Origin of the sequence: Rhodococcoides fascians A25f, assembly GCF_000760935.2 — a bacterium.
Taxonomy (GTDB): domain Bacteria; phylum Actinomycetota; class Actinomycetes; order Mycobacteriales; family Mycobacteriaceae; genus Rhodococcoides.
In genome coordinates this window covers 2,978,087-2,997,491 of record NZ_CP049744.1, presented here as the reverse complement: position 1 = coordinate 2,997,491, position 19,405 = coordinate 2,978,087, and the positions used below count along the sequence as shown (strand labels likewise).

Annotated in this window: 18 protein-coding genes; 9 read left to right on the top strand and 9 right to left on the bottom strand. The window is 64.8% G+C overall.

Annotated elements, in window-relative coordinates:
- Window positions 1–3 precede the first annotated feature (3 nt).
- On the bottom strand, window positions 4–2,103 hold the full coding sequence (tkt, locus tag BH93_RS14070) for a transketolase (protein WP_037173804.1): 2,100 nt from the start codon (window positions 2,101–2,103) through the stop codon (window positions 4–6).
- A 418-nt stretch (window positions 2,104–2,521) separates the two neighbouring features.
- Between tkt and BH93_RS14065 the strand changes: the two genes are divergently transcribed.
- Window positions 2,522–3,529, top strand: coding sequence for a heme o synthase (locus BH93_RS14065; protein WP_032378471.1), 1,008 nt, complete (start codon window positions 2,522–2,524; stop codon window positions 3,527–3,529).
- Window positions 3,530–3,552: 23 nt separating this feature from the next.
- Here BH93_RS14065 and BH93_RS14060 read toward each other — a convergent pair whose 3' ends face one another.
- The gene (locus BH93_RS14060; RefSeq protein WP_037174299.1) at window positions 3,553–4,518 is read right to left on the bottom strand and encodes a quinone oxidoreductase family protein; all 966 of its coding nucleotides are present in this window, start codon (window positions 4,516–4,518) and stop codon (window positions 3,553–3,555) included.
- 136 nt (window positions 4,519–4,654) lie between these two features.
- Here BH93_RS14060 and BH93_RS14055 point away from each other — a divergent pair, with 136 nt between their 5' ends.
- Window positions 4,655–5,026: a hypothetical protein gene (locus BH93_RS14055; protein ID WP_037173802.1), complete on the top strand. Its 372-nt coding sequence runs from the start codon at window positions 4,655–4,657 to the stop codon at window positions 5,024–5,026.
- 138 nt (window positions 5,027–5,164) lie between these two features.
- Here BH93_RS14055 and BH93_RS14050 read toward each other — a convergent pair whose 3' ends face one another.
- Genes BH93_RS14050 through mptB form a run of 4 tightly spaced genes read right to left on the bottom strand, consistent with a single transcriptional unit; the run spans window position 5,165 to window position 9,615 of the window.
- The gene (locus BH93_RS14050) at window positions 5,165–6,151 is read right to left on the bottom strand and encodes a COX15/CtaA family protein (protein WP_037173801.1); all 987 of its coding nucleotides are present in this window, start codon (window positions 6,149–6,151) and stop codon (window positions 5,165–5,167) included.
- Between the two features lie 55 nt (window positions 6,152–6,206).
- Window positions 6,207–7,001, bottom strand: a complete 795-nt coding sequence (locus BH93_RS14045; RefSeq protein WP_371832067.1) for an ABC transporter permease — start codon at window positions 6,999–7,001, stop codon at window positions 6,207–6,209.
- 2 nt (window positions 7,002–7,003) lie between these two features.
- Complete coding sequence (locus tag BH93_RS14040; RefSeq protein ID WP_094618515.1) at window positions 7,004–7,945, bottom strand: ABC transporter ATP-binding protein; 942 nt, start codon at window positions 7,943–7,945, stop codon at window positions 7,004–7,006.
- Complete coding sequence (gene mptB, locus BH93_RS14035) at window positions 7,945–9,615, bottom strand: polyprenol phosphomannose-dependent alpha 1,6 mannosyltransferase MptB (protein WP_371832102.1); 1,671 nt, start codon at window positions 9,613–9,615, stop codon at window positions 7,945–7,947. Before mptB ends, BH93_RS14040 begins: the two co-directional genes overlap by 1 nt.
- 358 nt (window positions 9,616–9,973) lie before the next feature.
- Here mptB and BH93_RS14030 point away from each other — a divergent pair, with 358 nt between their 5' ends.
- The 7 genes from BH93_RS14030 to BH93_RS14000 are packed head-to-tail and all read left to right on the top strand — an operon-like array spanning window position 9,974 to window position 16,306.
- On the top strand, window positions 9,974–10,666 hold the full coding sequence (locus BH93_RS14030; RefSeq protein ID WP_371832101.1) for a helix-turn-helix transcriptional regulator: 693 nt from the start codon (window positions 9,974–9,976) through the stop codon (window positions 10,664–10,666).
- On the top strand, window positions 10,663–12,108 hold the full coding sequence (gene sufB / locus BH93_RS14025) for a Fe-S cluster assembly protein SufB (protein WP_032377835.1): 1,446 nt from the start codon (window positions 10,663–10,665) through the stop codon (window positions 12,106–12,108). The genes BH93_RS14030 and sufB overlap by 4 nt, the downstream gene beginning before the upstream one ends.
- A 24-nt stretch (window positions 12,109–12,132) precedes the next feature.
- Complete coding sequence (gene sufD, locus BH93_RS14020; RefSeq protein WP_155290956.1) at window positions 12,133–13,323, top strand: Fe-S cluster assembly protein SufD; 1,191 nt, start codon at window positions 12,133–12,135, stop codon at window positions 13,321–13,323.
- Window positions 13,324–13,362: 39 nt separating this feature from the next.
- A complete protein-coding gene (gene sufC / locus BH93_RS14015) occupies window positions 13,363–14,139 on the top strand; it encodes a Fe-S cluster assembly ATPase SufC (RefSeq protein ID WP_032403380.1) in 777 nt (258 codons plus the stop codon).
- A 2-nt stretch (window positions 14,140–14,141) separates the two neighbouring features.
- Window positions 14,142–15,434: a cysteine desulfurase gene (locus BH93_RS14010; RefSeq protein ID WP_037173794.1), complete on the top strand. Its 1,293-nt coding sequence runs from the start codon at window positions 14,142–14,144 to the stop codon at window positions 15,432–15,434.
- Window positions 15,435–15,932, top strand: a complete 498-nt coding sequence (sufU, locus tag BH93_RS14005) for a Fe-S cluster assembly sulfur transfer protein SufU (RefSeq protein WP_037173792.1) — start codon at window positions 15,435–15,437, stop codon at window positions 15,930–15,932.
- Window positions 15,929–16,306 (top strand): metal-sulfur cluster assembly factor, encoded by a 378-nt coding sequence (locus BH93_RS14000; protein ID WP_032377840.1) that lies wholly within the window; start codon window positions 15,929–15,931, stop codon window positions 16,304–16,306. The genes sufU and BH93_RS14000 overlap by 4 nt, the downstream gene beginning before the upstream one ends.
- A gap of 21 nt (window positions 16,307–16,327) precedes the next feature.
- Here BH93_RS14000 and ku read toward each other — a convergent pair whose 3' ends face one another.
- Genes ku through BH93_RS13985 form a run of 3 tightly spaced genes read right to left on the bottom strand, consistent with a single transcriptional unit; the run spans window position 16,328 to window position 19,254 of the window.
- Window positions 16,328–17,272, bottom strand: a complete 945-nt coding sequence (gene ku / locus BH93_RS13995; protein WP_037173791.1) for a non-homologous end joining protein Ku — start codon at window positions 17,270–17,272, stop codon at window positions 16,328–16,330.
- 51 nt (window positions 17,273–17,323) lie between these two features.
- A complete protein-coding gene (locus BH93_RS13990) occupies window positions 17,324–18,469 on the bottom strand; it encodes a lycopene cyclase family protein (protein ID WP_037173790.1) in 1,146 nt (381 codons plus the stop codon).
- On the bottom strand, window positions 18,466–19,254 hold the full coding sequence (locus tag BH93_RS13985) for an SDR family oxidoreductase (RefSeq protein ID WP_037173789.1): 789 nt from the start codon (window positions 19,252–19,254) through the stop codon (window positions 18,466–18,468). Before BH93_RS13985 ends, BH93_RS13990 begins: the two co-directional genes overlap by 4 nt.
- Window positions 19,255–19,405: the final 151 nt, after the last annotated feature.

The following is a 19,405-nucleotide window of genomic DNA, read 5'->3' as shown; positions in this document are numbered from 1 at the left end:
GGATTATCCCTTCACGTTGGTGATGGAGCGCTGAGCGGCTGCGGTGACGGCCTCGGCGGTGAAGCCGAACTCACGGAAAAGTGTTGCAGCATCGGCAGATTCGCCGTAGTGCTCGAGCGAGATGATTTCGCCGAAACCGCCGACGATCTTCCACCACGGCATGGCGATGCCTGCTTCGATCGACACGCGCGCCTTGACGGTCGGCGGGATGACCTGGTCGCGGTAGTTCTGATCCTGGCTCTCGAACCACTCGACACACGGCATCGAGACGACACGGGCAGCAATGCCCTGGGCCTCGAGCTGCTTCTGCGCTTCGACTGCGTACTGCAGCTCCGAGCCGGTACCGATCAACACGACGTCCGGTGTCGCCTTGGACGACTCGACGAGGATGTATCCACCCTTCGAGACGCCCTCGAAGCTGGTGCCGTCGAGGATCGGGATGCCCTGACGCGTCAGGGCGAGACCGACGGGTCCGCTGCTGCTGGACTTGGCCAGCACTGCCTGCCACGCGAAGGCGGTTTCGTTGGCGTCACCCGGACGCACGACCGACAGGTTGGGGATCGCCCGCAGTGCGGCGAGGTGCTCGACCGGCTGATGCGTCGGGCCGTCCTCGCCCAGGCCGATGGAATCGTGGGTCCACACGTAGATGGGATCGATGTCCATCAGGGATGCGAGCCGAACGGCAGGTCGCATGTAGTCGCTGAACTGCATGAACGTTCCGCCGTAGGCACGGGTCGGTCCGTGCATGACGATGCCCGACAGGATGGCACCCATCGCGTGCTCACGAATGCCGAAGTGCAGCGTGCGGCCGTAGGGCTCGGCGTCCCAGTCGTCGGTGGAGATCGACGTGGGGCCGAAGGACTTGGCACCCTTGATGGTGGTGTTGTTGCTGCCTGCGAGGTCGGCGGAGCCGCCCCACAGTTCGGGCAGAACAGGTCCGACGGCATTGAGGACCTCGCCCGACGCCGCACGTGTGGCGACGGCCTTGCTGCCGGGCTCCCAGGTGGGGAGAACATCGGTCCAGTTCTCGGGCAACGTGCCCTGGGTGAGGCGATCCAGCAGCTTCTTGCGCTCGGGCTCGCGTGCAGCCCACGCGTCGAACTGGGTGGTCCACTCGGTGTGGGCCGCACGGCCACGTTCCTGCAGCTTGCGGGTGTGCCCGATCACCTCGTCGGTGACCTCGAAGGTCTTGGCGGGGTCGAAATCGAGTGCCTGCTTGACCTTGGCGATCTCTTCGTCGCCGAGTGCAGCTCCGTGGACGGCGCCGGTGTTCATCATGGTGGGGGCCGGGAAGCCGATGATGGTGCGCAGCACGATGATCGACGGCTTGTCGGTGACGGCCTTGGCTGCTTCGATTGCCTCTTCGATCGCGGTGACGTTCTCGCCGCCCTCGACCACCTGCACGTGCCAGCCGTAGGCCTCGTAACGGGCAGCCGTGTTCTCGGAGAGAGCGATATCGGTCGAGTGCTCGATCGAGATCTTGTTGTCGTCGTAGAACAGGATCAGGTTGCCGAGCTGCTGAGTGCCCGCGAGGGACGAAGCCTCGGAGGTGACGCCTTCTTCGATGTCGCCGTCGGAGGCGATCACGTAGATGTAGTGATCGAACGGGCTCTCACCGAGAGCGGGCTCGGGATCGAACAGTCCGCGCTCGCGGCGTGCCGCCATCGCCATGCCGACGGCGGAGGCGAGTCCCTGACCGAGCGGGCCGGTGGTGATCTCGACGCCGTCGGTGTGACGGAACTCCGGGTGCCCGGGAGTCTTCGACTTGTAGGTACGCAGCGCCTCGATATCGGAGAGCTCGAGGCCGAAGCCGCCCAAGTACAGCTGCAGGTACAGCGTCAGGCTCGAGTGTCCGCACGAGAGCACGAACCGGTCGCGCCCGATCCAGTGCGTATCGGTGGGATCGTGGCGCATGGTGCGCTGAAAGAGGGTGTAGGCGAGGGGAGCCAGGCTCATCGCGGTTCCGGGGTGGCCGTTGCCGACCTTCTGCACTGCGTCCGCTGCCAGAACGCGAACGGTGTCGACCGCTCGGGTGTCCAGGTCCGTCCAGTCGCTCGGGTGGTGCGCCGTGGTGAGGACGTCAATATCGTCTGTGATCGACACGAGCAGAAATCTCCTGACATTCGTTCGAGTTGTGGCTCTGTGGAATTCGTCGCTCGGCCGCGACTGCCGTGCGCCTGCGTTGAGCGCGCACATGGTCGGTGCCGAAGGACGTCCTCCACCAGCCTAGTTCTGTCCGACCCTACTGTCGTGCCTTCCCCCGGCCGATTGCGCGCGGGTTACTCGCAGACGACGTATTTCCCCACTTTGGGTGCCCTGCGAATTGGAGGTGCAAACCCTGCCGTCTACCATCGTCTGTAGTAGGTGCACGTGCGTCGGATTCGGAGCCAGGTTTTTCGGATCGTGGCGACCTGACGTGCGCGCTGGCGTCCATGGTCGTCGTGCAGAGTGAACCCGTGTGCCGGTGGCGCGCGAGCAAGTGGCCCAGCGCCAGAGAATGACAGTCGTGCAAGGAGACGCAGTGCGAATTGGGCAGCAGCCGGGCGGACACGGATTCGCCGGCGGCCCCGGATTCGGAGCCGACGATCAGGGTGAGTCCGCGCAGGCCGCACCGGTGACGTCCGCCCCGCGTCGAGCGTTCGCTCTCCTCCTTGCGTATGTCGCGCTGACGAAGCCTCGCGTCATCGAACTTCTTCTGGTGACAACCATCCCCGCGATGCTGTTGGCCGACCGCGGTCATGTCGATCCATGGCTGATCCTCACCACGCTCTTCGGTGGCATGCTGGCCGCGGCCAGTGCGAACACCCTGAACATGGTGGTCGACGCCGACATCGACAAGGTGATGAAGCGCACCGAGAAGCGCCCGCTGGCCCGCGGTGCCATGCCGGTGTCGCACGCTCTGGTCTTCGGGCTCGTGCTCGGTGTGTTCTCGTTCTTCTGGTTGTGGGCCACCACGAACCTGCTCAGCGGCGTGCTCGCGGTCGTGACGATCTGCTTCTACATTTTCGTCTACACCCTGATCCTCAAGCGGCGCACCTCACAGAACGTGGTGTGGGGCGGCGCGGCCGGATGCATGCCGGTGATGATCGGCTGGTCCGCTGTGACCGGAACGATCGGCTGGCAGGCGCTGGTGATGTTCCTGGTCATCTTCCTGTGGACACCGCCGCACACCTGGGCGCTGATGTTGCGCTACAAGGAGGACTATCAGGCCGCGAACGTGCCGATGCTGCCGGCAGTCGCCTCGGAAACCAAGGTCACCAAGCACATCGTGCTGTACGCATGGGCGACCGTGGCTGCCACGCTGGCCCTGGCACCGGGCTCGGGCGTCATCTATGCCGTCGTCGCCGTGGCCTCCGGAGCATGGTTTCTCGTCGTCGCTCATCGCCTGTACGCGGGAGTTCGAGCCGGAACTCCGGTCAAACCGCTGAAGTTGTTCATCCTGTCCAACGAGTACCTGGCCCTGGTGTTCTGTGGCCTTGCCGTGGACTCGGTGCTCGGCTGGCACACGCTCGCCCAGATCTTCTCCTGAGCGAGCGTCCGCCGAGAGTCGGATCAGGGAACCAGAACGATGGACCCGGTCGTCTTGCGTGACTCGAGATCGATATGGGCCTGCGCCGCGTCCTCGAGGGCATAGCGCGCACCCACCTGGACCGTGAGCGTTCCACTCGCCATCGCTGCGAACACGTCACCGGCCCGCCACTCCAGTTCGGCTCGGTCCCGTATGTGATGCGCGAGCGTGGGCCTGGTGAGGAACAGCGAACCCGCGCCGTTGAGACGCTGCGGATCAAGGGGCGGCACCGGCCCGCTGGCGGCACCGAACAGGGCCAGCGTGCCCCTGATCCGAAGCGACGCCAAACTGGCCTCGAACGTGTCCGCACCGACGCCGTCGTACACCGCGTGCACTCCTTCGCCGTCGGTGATGTCGCGAACGCGTGCGGCGATGTCGTCGTCGTACCGGAGCACGTGCGCTGCGCCGGTCCGTTTCGAGAGTTCGGCCTTCGCGTCCGTCGATACCGTCGTGATCACGTTCACGCCTTTGGCCACCGCCAGCTGCGTCAGGAGCAATCCGACGCCACCCGCCCCGGCGTGGACGAGCACGGTGTCACCCCGCTGAGCGGGGTAAGTGGATTCGATCAGATAGTGCGCCGTCATGCCCTGCAGCAGCGCCGACGCGGCCTGATCCGCCGGAACGCCGTCGGGAACCGAGATGGCCGACGAGGCGTCGACCAGCACGTATTCGGCATAGCTACCGGGTGCCGCGGCCCAGGCGACGCGATCTCCTGGAGCGAAGTCGGTGACGTCCGAGCCGATCTGGTCGATCACGCCCGACCCTTCGTCGCCGGGAACGTACGGCAACGCACGCGGGTACAGGCCGCTGCGGAAGTAGGTGTCGATGTAGTTGATTCCGATGGCATCGGTCCGGACCAGGATTTGACCAGCTCCCGGTGTCGGAACCGGGAGATCGACGACGGTCAAGACCTCGGGCCCGCCGGTGTTGTCTATTCGAATGGCTCGCATGAACACCGTTCTACACGGGCGATCAGCACCTCGGCACGCGGATGTTCGTGGCGAGGGCGATCGGCCGAAGTTACCGATCAGTAACGAGTGGGTGGGTCGATGCAGGGACGGTGGACAACCTGGGTATCGTGTCCGCATGGCTACCGAAATCGACAGTGCGGGCATCGAGAAGAACACGTCGAACGATGTCCCCAAGGGAACGCTGGCGGCAGTGAAGAGTTTTCTCGCCGATCACGGAAACTCCGCTCAGGTCGTGATCCAGCCGATCGGCCGGGCCGGGACACGGCTCACCATGGTCGGTGCCGATGGCGTGCTCGGTGACCAGGTTGTTGCCAGCCACGCCATTGCCCGAGCGGTCGTCGACGAGTTCGACGAACTGACCGAGGCCGAATGGGACCGTGAGCTGGTCAGCTCCGTGAACCCGGCTCCGGGCCATTACGAGAAGATGGCCGGCTGGGTGGCGCGTCAGAAGAAGTTCCCCAAGGCGCGCAACCAGGCGATCGTCTGAGCGAAATTCGCTCCGAAATTTGTTCGATCCCGCGGGAACCATCTCGGAACCCGGTGCGTCGAAGTCAGTGGAGGGGCAGTCGGCCATCTGAGGGGGAGGTCGGCTGCCCCTCCACCCTGTTCGAAGCCGGACCACTCGTCACGACCGTACTGCGACGTCCTCGACGGTCTCGATCTCGTCCGTCACGACCGGGCCACGGGTGCGGCAGGCAGCCCAGACGGCTGCGGTCGCAGCAGTGCACGCGCCCGCTCCTGCGACGTGAAAGGCGACGAGCACAGCCGGAACGCCGGTGAAGTACTGCACCAGTCCGATCAGTGACTGCGCCAGCACCAGCGCGATCAGAACGTGCAGGCGACGCTTGACCGGACTCGGCGCTCGCACCGCGTACAGCGCGAATCCCAGCCCGACCAACAGGGCGAGGTAGCCGACCAAGAACTGGGAATGAGCGTGAACGAGCGTCACGATCTCGATGCCGAGACGGGGCACCGGCTCTTCGATGCTCTTGTCGCCTGCGTGGGGACCGGCCCCGGTCACCATTGTGCCCGCGACCAGTACACCGGTCAGGGCCACTCCGGACAGTCCGACGAGGGCGCGCAGCGCAGCCGGGACAGTGGGGGTCGATTCGGATGCTGCGTCGCTCTCGCCCACCTTGGCGTACAGCAGAGTGGCCAACCAGACCATGGCCATCGAGACGACGAGGTGAACTGCGACCGTCCACCACAGCAGTCCGGTCAACACGGTGAATCCGCCGATCACGGCCTGGACGACGGTGCCCAGCGGCATCAGCCATGCAAAGAACAGCACCTCGCGACGACGCCGTGCACGTGTGACCGCAACGACGATGGCGGCGGCCGCGAGCACCACCACGAATGTGAGGAGTCGATTCCCGAACTCCACGGCCTGATGCAGCACGGGGACCTCGGATACACCGACCGGAGTGAAGCTGCCGGGAAAGCACTGCGGCCAGGTGGGGCACCCGAGGCCTGAACCGGTCACTCGCACGACTGCACCGGTGACGGCGATGCCGCCCTGGGTCACTATCGCGATGAACGCCAGAATTCGCTGCACACGAAGCGACGGCAGAGGAAGGAGATCGACGACGCGCAAGAACGCTCTGTACAGCACACCACGATGGTAAACGCCGATCAACTACACAGCGTCGTTGGGTGGTGAGGCTGCGTCAGGTGAACTTGAACGTGCGGACCGCCAGAGTGCCGCACACCGCTGCCCACACCAGCAGCACGACCACGCCGAACACGTCGAAGGACGACGAGACGCCTCGGCTCAGTGCCTCACCGAGCGCTCCGGACGGAACGATGCGAGCAACGTTCTGCACGCCCTGGGGAATTTGATCGTCGACGAATACCACGCTGCCGATGCCGAGCATGACGAACCAGGCGATGTTCGCCAGCGCCAACACGATCTCCGCCCGCAACGTGCCGCCCAGCAGCAATCCCATGGACGCGAACGTGACGGTGCCCAGAGCGATGATCAAGGCACCGAGCACAAGGCCCGTGGCGCTCGGACGCCAACCGAGGCCGACGCCGATGGAGCCGAGCAGAATCGACTGCAGGATCACGACGATCACAACGGCAGCGGATTTGCCGCCGATGATTCCCCAGCGCGGAAGCGGTGTGGCACCGAGCCGTTTCAGCGCGCCGTAGCGGCGGTCGAAACCGACCGCGATGGCTTGGCCGGTGAACGCCGTCGACATGATGGCCACCATCATCACCGCAGGCACCACCTGGGCAACTCGGTCGTCGCCCAGTGCGCCGAACGGCAGCAGCGTGAGACCGATCAGCAACGTGATCGGGATGAACATCGTCAGCAGCAACTGTTCGCCGTTGCGTAGCAGCAACTTCAGTTCGAGGCGGGTCTGCGCGAACAGCATTCGCGACGCCGAGGCCGGTTGCGGACGAGGCGCGAACAGACCTGTCTCGAATCGGTTGTCGGCGAGCCGGGCTTCTCTGCGCACCGTCACTTCCTCAATTCTCTACCGGTCAGTTCGAGGAACACGTCCTCGAGACGGCGCTGATCGACCTGCAACTCGGTGGCCAGGACGTCCTGCTGGGCGCACCAGGACGTGACGATCACCAGTATCTGTGGCTCGATCACACCCGACACCACGTAGGACCCGGGCGTCGGTTCCGACGGTACGTACCCTGGGGGGAGCGCCGCGTCGAGCATCGACAGTTCGAGACCAGGGGGAGCGGTGAAGCGCAGTTGGCCCTCGGCGCCCTGTTTGGTCAGTTCCGACGGTGAACCCGACGCCACGACACGGCCGTTGTCGATGATCGTCAGCCGATCCGCCAGCTGCTCGGCCTCGTCCATGAGATGCGTCGTGAGCAGCACGCCCACACCGTCGCGCCGCAATGCGTCGATCAGCTCCCACACCAGCAGTCGCGCCTGCGCGTCGAGACCGGCAGTCGGTTCGTCGAGAAACACCAGTTCGGGACGCCCGACGATGGCGCAGGCCAGCGCGAGTCGCTGCTGCTGTCCGCCGGAGAGGCGCCGATACGGGGTGCGAACAGCCGAGGTCAGACCGAGGCAGTCGAGCAGCCACGCCGGATCGTGCGGATCGGCCGAGTACGACGCAACGAGCTCGAGCATCTCACCGGCTTTGGAACCGGGATACGCGCCGCCGCCCTGGAGCATGACGCCGATACGCGGCCTCAGCTGCGCCGACTCTTCGATGGGGTCGAGCCCCAGGACGCGGACCGAACCACTGTCGGGGACGACGAAGCCTTCGCACATCTCGACGGTGGTGGTCTTGCCTGCACCGTTCGGGCCGAGGAGCGCCAAGACTTCGCCGGGGCCGATATCGAGGCTGAGGCCGTCGACAGCGGTGACGCCGTCGTACGACTTGCGCACGTCGCTCAGCTGTACGACAGGTTGCGCCGCTTTCGACGTCCCGGAGATCACGAGGACTCAGCGTATTCGTCGGCCCCGCGGTCGCGTGCCGGTGGTCCGGTGCGTGTGGGCCACGGCATACGGTTTCGTGTCAACAGATACAGCACCGCAATGGTCAGGATCGTCATCACTGCGGCCTGGACGATCTGGAACGGCAAGTACTCACTGCCGTTCGGCATCAGGATGACGCTGACCAGAGACGAGAAGGCGATCGCAGGTCGTCGGAACGACGGCGTGGTGGCCCAGGCTGCCAGCGGAATCACCGCCCACAACAGATACCAGGGTTGTACCACCGGAAACAGCAGTACGACCGCGCCCAGAGCCACGCCGAGTGCGCCGACCGGATGCAGTCGACCCCGCAGAACCGCGACCAGCATGCGGACGACGATGACGGCGGCGACGACGGCCGCGATAGGACGAGTGAGTCCCAACACGGCGGTGGTGTGGTCGCCGAGGCCGAGCAGCACTCCCACGAATCCGGTGCCCAGGCCGAGGATCGTGGGTATGGACATCCAGCTGCGTACGACGCCTGCTGTCCCGAGAGTGTTGATCCAACCGAATCCGAGTCCGCTACCCAGGCTGACGGCGACTTGGACCGCGACGGCGATCGTGCCGAGGAGGACTGCCACATACACCACGGATCGGAGGGTCCCGCCCCACCGCCTCGACAGCGCCATTCCCACGAAGCCGAGCGCGATCAGAGAAGGGATCTTGATCGTCGACGACAGCGCAATCAGCGCCGCTCCGCCGACGAGGAAGGCGACGTCGGTCCTCCGCATCGCTCCTGAGTGTTCGACGGCCCGCAGCGCGAGCTCGGTGCCCGCGAGCATGAGACCGATCATCAGGGCTTCGTTGTGAATTCCGGCAACCAGATGGAACAGCAGCAGCGGATTGGCGGCACCGAGCCAGAGCGCACTCACCGAGGCCACCCCGCAGCGACGGGCCAGGCGCGGCAGAGCCCAGACGATCAGCGCGACGCCCGCCAGCGCGAGGAGGCGATGCAGAAAGATGCCGGCGACGATGTTCTCGCCGGTCAGGTAGGTGATTCCGCGACCCATCCACAGAAACAGCGGACCGTAGGGTGCCGGAGTTTCGCGCCAGATGTTGGGAACGGTACGGGTCAGCACGTTGTCCGCACCGAGTGCAGTTTGGGGGCCGACTTCGTAGGGGTCGAGCCCGCGCGCGGTGATCTCGCTCTGCGCCAGATACGAGTAAACGTCACGCGAGAACATCGGTGGCGCGACACACAGCGGCAGAATCCACAACAGCAGAGTGCGGTCCATCTGGGATCTGGTGAGTCGCCGCGGAATGTTTCCTGATCGCGTTCGACCGAGGGCGAACCTGCCCAGCAGCAACCAGGCGATCACCACGATGACGGTGCCGGTCATCGTGACCGTGAGGGCAGAGGTGGCCATGCGCGACGGCAGGCTGAGGAATCGAACGCCGAAGACGGGGTTCTGCAGCACCGGTTGCGCGCCTGCGCCGAGGGCACCGATCGCCATCAGCAGTGCGCCCGCGGCACCGAAACGGCGGATGTTCCTGAGCTGAACCGTCTCCGCCGGGTTCAGCCCGGGCGCCTCCTGCTCGTCTCCGTGCAGGGTGGCGACCACGCCACCCGGCGGAGTGGGTTCGAGCCCGATGACTCGGCGTGCGGGGGCCACCACGTATCGGTGGAGAATCTGTCCGAGCGCCGATCTCGAGTCGTCGGTACCGATTTGCCGACGTGCTCTGCCCGTGAATCGTGAGCGTTCGGCACTCTGCTCACTGTCGGTCGATGACACAGTGGGAGCGTAGCTGTGCTCTTGCCCGACGCCCGCACCGTCCTCCCGGCCGAGATGGAACGAGGATCGCGACCGGCATAGGGCACCCTTGGTGGACCAGGCAAAACAATTCCGTCACACTGGTGTTGTGAAAACAACCGAAAGCACGTTCGCGCGTCCGGGGAGTGTCGATTCCTCGACCGCCGGCGCAGGCGCGCCGTCGGTTCGACAGGCCTCGCTCCCCGAAGGACAGACCAGGGGTGCAGTTGTCACTCTACTGCTGGAAGAGGGCCCCATCACGGCCTCCGACATCGGCACGCGGCTGGGTTTGAGTGCGGCAGGTGTCCGGCGTCATCTCGATGCGCTCATCGATGCCGGCGAGGCTCGCATCACCACCCCGGCAGGGGCGCGGCAGCGTGGCCGTGGTCGACCGGCCAAGTGTTTTCAGCTCACTGCCGCCGGACGTAACCGCCTCGGACACACGTACGACGATCTCGCCGGTGCCGCAATGCGGCAGCTCCGCAAGATCGGCGGGGACGCGGCCATCGAGACGTTCGCCCGGCAACGCGTGAACACCATCGTGGCCGACGTCGAACCGGCATCGGGGTCCGATGCGCACTCCGTGGAGGATGCGGCAGAGCGAATCGCCGATGCGTTCAGCGCGGCCGGCTTCTCTGCCACCACCCGTCAGGTGGGCAACGGTGTGCAGATCTGCCAGCACCACTGCCCGGTGTCGCACGTCGCCTCGGAGTTTCCGGAGCTGTGCGAAGCGGAACAGTCCGCGTTCGCAGAGATTCTCGGCACACACGTGCAGCGTTTGGCGACCATCGCCAACGGCAACTGCGCCTGCACGACGCACGTACCGCTGTCACCGACGCGGTACTCGAACACCGATAGTTCCGACAAGAAGACTCCCGACGCGCAGCCCCGTGTCGGAGAACGCCCAAGCCTCCGGAAGGAGCCCGCATGACCGTCACACCAGACCAGGTGACACCCACCGCGCCGCTGACTCAGGACGAGACCATCGCCTCGCTCGGCACGTACGGATACGGCTGGGCCGACTCGGACGTAGCCGGTGAAAGCGCCAAGAGAGGCCTCTCCGAGGCTGTCGTTCGGGACATCTCGCAGAAGAAGAGCGAGCCCGAGTGGATGCTCGAGGCACGCCTGAAGGCTCTCAAGACGTTCGAGCGCAAGCCGATGCCCAATTGGGGTTCGAATCTCGACGGCATCGACTTCGACAACATCAAGTACTTCGTGCGCTCCAGCGAGAAGCAGGCTGCGACGTGGGAAGACCTGCCCGAGGACATCAAGAACACGTACGACAAGCTCGGCATCCCCGAAGCCGAGAAGCAGCGCCTGGTCTCCGGTGTCGCCGCTCAGTACGAGTCCGAGGTCGTCTACCACTCGATCCGTGAGGACCTCGAGGCGCAGGGCGTGTTGTTCCTCGACACCGATACCGCGCTCAAGGAGCAGCCGGAGCTGTTCCGCGAGTACTTCGGCACCGTCATTCCCGCAGGCGACAACAAGTTCTCCGCACTGAACACCGCGGTGTGGTCCGGTGGATCGTTCATCTACATCCCGCCGGGCGTCCACGTGGACATTCCGCTGCAGGCCTACTTCCGGATCAACACCGAGAACATGGGTCAGTTCGAGCGGACGCTGATCATCGTCGACGAGGGTGCGTACGTGCACTACGTCGAGGGCTGCACCGCCCCGATCTACAAGTCGGATTCGCTGCACTCCGCCGTGGTCGAGATCATCGTCAAGAAGGGTGGCCGTTGCCGTTACACGACCATCCAGAACTGGTCGAACAACGTCTACAACCTCGTCACCAAGCGCGCCAAGGCAGAAGCAGGCGCAACGATGGAGTGGGTCGACGGCAACATCGGCTCCAAGGTCACCATGAAGTACCCGGCCGTCTGGATGACCGGTGAGTACGCCAAGGGCGAGGTTCTCTCGGTCGCGTTCGCCGGCCCGGACCAGCACCAGGACACCGGCTCGAAGATGCTGCACCTCGCGCCGCACACGTCGTCGAACATTGTCAGCAAGTCCGTCGCCCGTGGTGGTGGACGGACGTCCTACCGCGGTCTGATCCAGATCAACAAGGGTGCGCACGGTTCGCGCTCGACGGTCAAGTGCGATGCGTTGCTCGTCGACACGATCAGCCGTTCGGACACGTACCCGTACGTCGACATCCGTGAGGACGACGTGTCGATGGGTCACGAGGCCACGGTCTCGAAGGTCAGCGACGATCAGCTGTTCTACCTGATGAGCCGCGGCATGACCGAGGACGAGGCGATGGCGATGGTCGTCCGCGGATTCGTCGAGCCGATCGCTCGCGAACTGCCGATGGAGTACGCGCTCGAGCTCAACCGGCTCATCGAGTTGCAGATGGAAGGGTCGGTCGGATAAGTGAACAACCCCCTCACCGGAGTCATGGGTGCCGTGGCATCCGAGAACCCCGATTCCGCCAAGGAAGACAAGTCGAAGCTTGTCGCGAACAAGGGCGCTCAGTTCACGTCGTACGACGTGAATGCGTTCGAGGTGCCGTCGGGCCGTGACGAGCTGTGGCGCTTCACGCCGCTGCGTCGGCTCCGCGGCCTGCACGACGGTTCCGCCGTCGCCGACGGGGCCGCTCAGGTCACCGTCGGGGCGCCGGACTCGGTGGTCGTGGAAACCGTCGGACGCGATGACGAGCGCCTCGGCAAAGCCGGAGTACCGGCCGATCGCATTGCAGCTCAGGCATTCTCGGCGTTCGCCGAGGCCACTATCGTCTCCGTGCCGAACGAGGTCGAGGTGGCCGATCCGATCGAGATCACGATCGACGGCCCCGGTATCGACCACATCGCCTACGGACATGTGCAGGTTCGACTCGGCACGTTCGCTCGTGCGACCGTCGTGATCGATCAGCGCGGGAGCGGAACGTACGCCGAGAACATCGAGTTCGTTCTGGGCGACAGCTCGCAACTGCACGTCGTCCTGATCCAGGATTGGCAGTCCGACGCCGTGCACGTGGCTGCGCATCACGCGCTGCTCGGTCGCGATTCCGTGTTGCGGCACTACAACGTCAGTCTCGGCGGCGATCTGGTCCGCATCAGTCCGACAGTGCGCTACAGCGCGCCCGGCGGCGACGCGAACCTGCTCGGTGTGTACTTCGCCGACGCCGGCCAGCACCTCGAGCAGCGACTGCTCGTCGACCACTCGGCACCGCACTGCAAGTCCAATGTCATGTACAAGGGCGCGCTGCAGGGCGAAACCGGACCCGGCACCGTCGACGCGCACACCGTATGGATCGGCGATGTTCTGATTCGTGCCGAGGCCGAGGGCACCGAGACGTACGAGCTGAACCGAAATCTGGTGCTCACCGACGGCGCTCGCGCCGACTCGGTGCCGAACCTGGAAATCGAAACCGGCGAGATCGTCGGAGCCGGGCACGCGAGTGCGACCGGTCGCTTCGACGACGAGCAGCTGTTCTACCTGCGTGCTCGCGGCATCTCGGAGGAGGTCGCTCGTCGACTCGTCGTTCGCGGTTTCTTCCACGAGATCATCGACAAGATTCCGGTCCCCGCCGTACGCGAGCGTCTCGACGCCGCCATCGAGACCGAACTCGCCGTCGCCGGCGCATAGGTCCACCCGAACCTTTCTCGACTGCACAAAGGAACTTTGATGTCCACACTCGAAATCCGCGACCTGCACGTCAGCGTCGCCAACACCGACTCGTCCGCCGAGCCGATCAACATCCTCAAGGGTGTCGATCTGACCGTGAAGTCCGGCGAGACGCACGCGATCATGGGGCCCAACGGTTCCGGCAAGTCCACCTTGTCGTACGCCATTGCAGGCCATCCGAAATACACCGTCACCTCCGGCACCATCACCCTCGACGGTGAAGACGTGCTCGAGATGAGCGTCGACGAGCGCGCCCGCGCCGGCCTGTTCCTGGCGATGCAGTACCCGGTGGAGGTGCCGGGAGTCTCGATGTCGAACTTCCTGCGCACCGCCGCCACCGCAGTACGCGGCGAAGCTCCCAAGCTGCGGCACTGGGTCAAGGAAGCCAAGACCGCGATGAGCGAACTGGAGATCGAGGCCAACTTCCTCGAGCGCAACGTCAACGAAGGTTTCTCCGGTGGCGAGAAGAAGCGTCACGAGATCCTGCAGCTGGGACTGCTCAAGCCCAAGATTGCGATCCTGGACGAGACCGATTCCGGTCTCGACGTCGACGCGCTGCGCGTGGTGTCCGAGGGCGTCAACAAGTACAAGGAACGCGAGGACGGCGGAGTGCTGCTGATCACGCACTACACCCGCATCCTGCGCTACATCAAGCCCGATTTCGTGCACGTCTTCGTCAACGGTGAGATCGTGAAGTCCGGCGGTGCGGAGCTGGCAGACGAGCTCGAAGCCAACGGATACGCCGGCTACACCCAGGCCGCGACCACCGGAGCATGAGCATGGCTGCGCCGGCAGCTGTAGCGGTGGCGGCATCGTTCGATGTCGCTGCCGTTCGCCGCGATTTCCCTATCCTTTCGCGCACCGTCCGCGACGGAAAGCCGTTGGTGTACCTGGATTCCGGTGCCACCTCGCAGCGGCCGGTGCAGGTACTCGACGCCGAACGCGAATTCCTCACCACGTGCAATGCCGCAGTGCACCGCGGGGCGCATCAGCTGGCCGAGGAAGCCACCGACGCGTACGAGGGAGCCAGGGCGGCCATCGCCACGTTCGTCGGTGCCGACGTCGACGAGATCGTCTTCACCAAGAACGCCACCGAGTCGCTCAACCTCGTGACGTACGTCCTGGCCGATCAACGCTTCGATCGCCATCTCGGACCCGGGGACGAGATCGTCGTCACCGAACTCGAACATCACGCCAATCTCGTTCCGTGGCAGGAGCTTGCGGCCCGCACCGGCGCGACGCTGCGGTGGTACGGCGTGACCGACGACGGCCGCATCGACCTCGACTCACTCGAATTGTCTTCTGCCGTCAAGGTTCTCGCGTTCACGCATCAGTCCAACGTGACCGGCGCCGTTGCTCCGGTCGAGGAATTGGTGCGTCGGGCCAGGGCGGTCGGTGCGCTCGTCGTCCTCGACGCATGCCAGTCGGTGCCGCACATGAAGGTCGATTTCCACGCGCTCGATGTCGACTACGCCGCGTTCTCCGGTCACAAGATGCTCGGTCCCTCGGGAGTGGGCGTGCTGTACGGCAAGGCCGCACTCCTCGCGGCGATGCCTCCGTTCATCACCGGCGGTTCGATGATCGAGACCGTCACCATGGAGAAGACGACGTTCGCCGCGCCTCCGCAACGATTCGAGGCCGGGGTTCCGATGACCTCACAGGTCGTCGGACTCGGTGCCGCTGTGCGGTACCTGGAGAACATCGGTATCGATGTCATCGCCGCGCACGAGAAGGCCTTGGTCGCAGCAACTCTCGCCGAGTTCGCCAAGATCGACGGTGTTCGCGTGATCGGCCCGACGGAGAGCGTCGACCGCGGTTCGGCAGTGTCGTTCGTGGTCGACGGTATCCACGCCCACGACCTCGGACAGATCCTGGACGACGAGGGCGTCGCCATTCGCGTCGGGCATCACTGCGCGTGGCCGCTGCATCGACGGTTCGGTGTGGCTGCGACAGCGCGCGCCTCGTTCGCGTTGTACAACACGGTCGAGGAAGTACAGGTTCTTGCACAGGCGATCCGCCGCGCACAATCGTTCTTCGGAACCACCGACCAGGGCGGGGGAGGGGAACTCTAGATGCGGATGGAACAGATGTATCAGGAAGTGATCCTCGATCACTACAAGCACCCGCACGGTCGCGGACTGCGCGAGCCGTTCGGTGCAGAGGTACACCACGTCAACCCCACGTGTGGCGACGAGGTCACTCTGCGGGTTCACGTGGACAACGGCACCGTTGCGGACGTCTCGTACGACGGCCAGGGGTGCTCGATCAGTCAGGCAGCGACGTCGGTTCTCACCGATCAGGTCGTCGGTCTGACCGTGGTCGATGCGTTGAAGACGGTCGACGCGTTCAGCGACATGGTCGGCAGCAGAGGTACCGTCGAGGGTGACGAGGACGTCATCGGCGACGGCATTGCGTTCGCCGGTGTGGCCAAGTATCCGGCTCGCGTGAAATGCGCGTTGCTGGGTTGGATGGCTTTCAAGGATGCGGTTGTTCAAGTAGTGGACGCAGATTCGACAGCTACGACGGGCGGGACCGCCCAGTCGGCACTTTCCGGAGGACAACAATCATGACCGATGCAACAGATACGACGCCGGCCGAAGCCACGCCGGTGGCATTGACCGCCGACGAGATCAAGGTGCTCGAAGACCTCGAAGAGGCCATGCGTGACGTGGTCGACCCCGAGCTCGGAATCAATGTCGTCGATCTGGGTCTGGTGTACGACATCAAGATCGACGCCGACGACATCGTCACGGTCGACATGACGCTGACCTCGGCGGCGTGTCCGCTGACCGATGTCATCGAGGATCAGGCCCGCGGCGCTCTGGTGCGCAGCGGACTGGCGGCAGACCTGAAGATCAACTGGGTATGGATGCCGCCGTGGGGTCCGGACAAGATCACCGACGACGGCCGCGAGCAGCTCAGGGCACTCGGCTTCACCGTCTGACCCGACGACGGTTCTGCTCGGTCAGGCACCTTTCGCTTCGTCGGTTTTCGACTCCGCGGCCTTGGCGGGTGCAGACTTCTTCGCTGCAGTTTTCTTGGCCGGGGCCTTCTTCGCGGCCGCTTTCTTTGCGGGTGCCTTCTTGGCGGGAGCCGAGGTCGACGACGATCCCGACTTCGCGTTCTTGCCGGCCGCCTCGACACTCCGCTGCAGCGCTGCGACCAGATCGACGACCTCGGCGTCCTCACCGTCGTCGTCTTTCTCGGCCTCGGTGTGGACGACCTTCTCGCCCCCGTTGGCGAGGGTCTCGTCGATCAGCTTGCGCAGCTCGATCTGGTAGTCGTCGGTGTACTCGGTGGGGTCGAACTCCGAGGACATGCTCTCCACCAGTGACGTGGCCATCTTCACCTCTTGCGGACGTGCCGACGGTGCATCCTCGAGTGACGGGAACTCGGCTGCTCTGACTTCGTCCGGCCACAGCAGCGTCTGAATCACCAACACGTCGTCACGCACCCGCAGCGCAGCCAATCGGGTCTTCTGCCGCAGCGTGAAGTGAACGAGCGCGGTGCGTTCGGTTTCTTCCAGCGTCTCTCGCAGCAGAACGTACGCCTTCGGTGACGCGGAGTCCGGCTCGAGGAAGTAGCTCTTGTCGTAGAGAATCGGATCGATCTGCTCGGTCGGTACGAATTCGAGAACCGGAATCTCGTGCTTCTCGGCCGCCGGAAGTTTGTCGAAGTCGTCGTCGGTGAGAATCACGCGTTCGCCGTCGGGGGAGTCGTAGGCCTTGTCGATGTCGGCGAACTGCACCGACTTGCCGCATTCCTGACAGATGCGGTCGTACTTGATGCGACCGCCGTCCTTCGCGTGCACCTGATGGAACCGAATATCGTGCTGCTCGGTGGCCGAATAGACCTTCACCGGAACATTGACCAGTCCGAAGGCGATCGAGCCCTTCCATATGCTGCGCATCTGTCCATGATCGCCGACCGAGCACCCGCGTGTCGACCGTTGGCAGGAAAGTCAGGCTCTGTGCAGCGGTCGAGCTATCGTGCGCGCGATTGCGACCCTGGCCGAGGCCGGGAGCGTGGGAAACATCTTCACCATTGCGGTCATCGTGCCGATTGCGTCGTCGTGTCCGGAAAGATACGAACGCTGCAGTTCGACCGGGAGCGAGAAGAAACTGGAGAAGAACTGGGGCACCATCTCCGGTTCCAGACCGAGCGCGGTGCGGAGGCCGAGATTGCGAAGCTTCTGGACCGTCCAGATGTGCACCGCACGGCTTCGTCGCGGATGACCGCCGTCGCGGAACCTCTCTACCAGGTGGTCCGCGGACGCCAGCGATGCCGCAACGCTGTACCCAGTGGCAGGGTGCATCAGGTTGGACCGGGATCCGAAGAGCACAGGACCTCCTCGTCCAGTGCGTACTCGCGAACGCGGCGGCGGTTCGACCGAGAAGCGGACTCGCTCGACAGCCTCGTGCCCCGTGGGTTCGAGATCGCGCTGGGACAGCCGGTGGTGCAATCGCGTACGGAGAACGTCCAAACCGAGCGCAGGTCGACCGACCAGACAGGTCTCCTCGAGCAGAACGCGATCGTCATCGAGCGCCACGGCGTACAGAAAGCTGGGAGCTTCGCCGGGCGACGCGCCGTTGTCGGTGCGCCAATCCATGAACCAGGCGTCGGCGCCCTCGAGGATCGGTTCGGCGCGTCGACGTTCGACGACGATCCCGTAGGCGGTCTGCTGCGCGAGGTCGCGCGAATCGAACGTCCCTCGGGCATCGACGACGTGACCAGCGTCGATGATCGTCCCGTCGGACGTGGTCACCCGGGAACCGGTGACGTCGACGGCCGTTCCAGCGAGCACCTGCACTCGATCGAGAGCCAGAGTGCTCTGCAGCGCAGATGTATCCAGCACGCAGTACGTGCGATCGATGATCCGATGGCGGTCGGTCCACACCGCGGGCTCGAGCGCGGTCGAGGCGACTGCCGTCTCGGGTAGCCATGATGGCAGTTCGTCCGCCCAGGCCGAGTACGTCGGCGTCCACGTACGCGCCGGGTGTGGATCGAGGGCCAGCACGTCCAGGCCCGCCGCGGAACAGCGATGAGCGACTGCCCTTCCTGCGGGACCCAGACCTACCACCGCGACGTCGGCCGAGAAATCGTTCACATTCCGCCGGTGGCGAGCTGACCACCGTCCACCCGCACGGTTTCTCCGGTGATCCAGGACGACGCGTCCGACACCAGGAAGGCGACAAGCGCGGCCACGTCCTCCGGGTTTCCGAGACGCTTCATCGGGTAGCCGGCGGCCGCGGCGTCTTCGCCGTTGGCGACGAGGGCCTCGGCGAATTTGGTCTTCACCACGCCCGGTGCCACGGCATTCACTCGGATCTTGGGTCCCAGTTGCCAGGCGAGTTCCTCGGTGAGCCGTATCAGGGCGGCTTTGGACGCACCGTACGCCGCGATCACTCCGGTGGAGCGAATGCCCGCCACGCTGGCGATGTTGACGATCGCGCCGCCGTGCTGGCCCATCCAGGCGTGGAATGCCTGCTGGACGAAGCCGAGGGTACCGACGACGTTCGTATCGAAGATCTTGCTCACGCCGGTCAGATCGGCATCCATCAGTGAGCCGTAAACGGGATTGATGCCGGTGTTGTTCACCAGGATGTCCAGCGAACCGAAGGTCTCCACGGTCTGCGCCACGGCGTCGCGTCGATGGTCCGGATCGCCTGCATTGCCGTCCAGTGCAAGCACGGAGTCACCCAGTTCTGCTGCTGCCGCCACGAGAGGCTCGCGCTTACGTGCGGTGATGGCGACATTCGCGCCGCGAGCGAGCAGCTCTGCGGCGATTGCCTTGCCGATGCCCCGGCTGCCGCCGGTGACGAGTGCAGTACGCCCGGTGAGGTCGGGAATCGGTGCGCTGCGTTGGGTGACTGTTTCGGAGGCGTCGGTCATCGACCAGACGTTACCGGTGTCACCGTCGTTCCTGGGTGAGGGCACGTGAATGCTGAGCTAAAATGAGAGTTTGCTGTGCCGTCGTTCGGCGCACCTGTGTTCGCTCGTCGGTCGACGGGCAACGATCTTGTTCGGCAATCGCTAGGAGCTC

Coding starts and splice junctions, on each gene's coding strand:
- BH93_RS14060 (WP_037174299.1), bottom strand. CDS start 4,518: ATGCGAGCCATTCGAATAGACAACACCGGCGGGCCCGAGGTCTTGACC.
- BH93_RS14055 (WP_037173802.1), top strand. CDS start 4,655: ATGGCTACCGAAATCGACAGTGCGGGCATCGAGAAGAACACGTCGAAC.
- sufB (WP_032377835.1), top strand. CDS start 10,663: ATGACCGTCACACCAGACCAGGTGACACCCACCGCGCCGCTGACTCAG.
- sufD (WP_155290956.1), top strand. CDS start 12,133: ATGGGTGCCGTGGCATCCGAGAACCCCGATTCCGCCAAGGAAGACAAG.
- sufC (WP_032403380.1), top strand. CDS start 13,363: ATGTCCACACTCGAAATCCGCGACCTGCACGTCAGCGTCGCCAACACC.
- BH93_RS14010 (WP_037173794.1), top strand. CDS start 14,142: ATGGCTGCGCCGGCAGCTGTAGCGGTGGCGGCATCGTTCGATGTCGCT.
- sufU (WP_037173792.1), top strand. CDS start 15,435: ATGCGGATGGAACAGATGTATCAGGAAGTGATCCTCGATCACTACAAG.
- BH93_RS14000 (WP_032377840.1), top strand. CDS start 15,929: ATGACCGATGCAACAGATACGACGCCGGCCGAAGCCACGCCGGTGGCA.
- ku (WP_037173791.1), bottom strand. CDS start 17,272: ATGCGCAGCATATGGAAGGGCTCGATCGCCTTCGGACTGGTCAATGTT.
- BH93_RS13985 (WP_037173789.1), bottom strand. CDS start 19,254: ATGACCGACGCCTCCGAAACAGTCACCCAACGCAGCGCACCGATTCCC.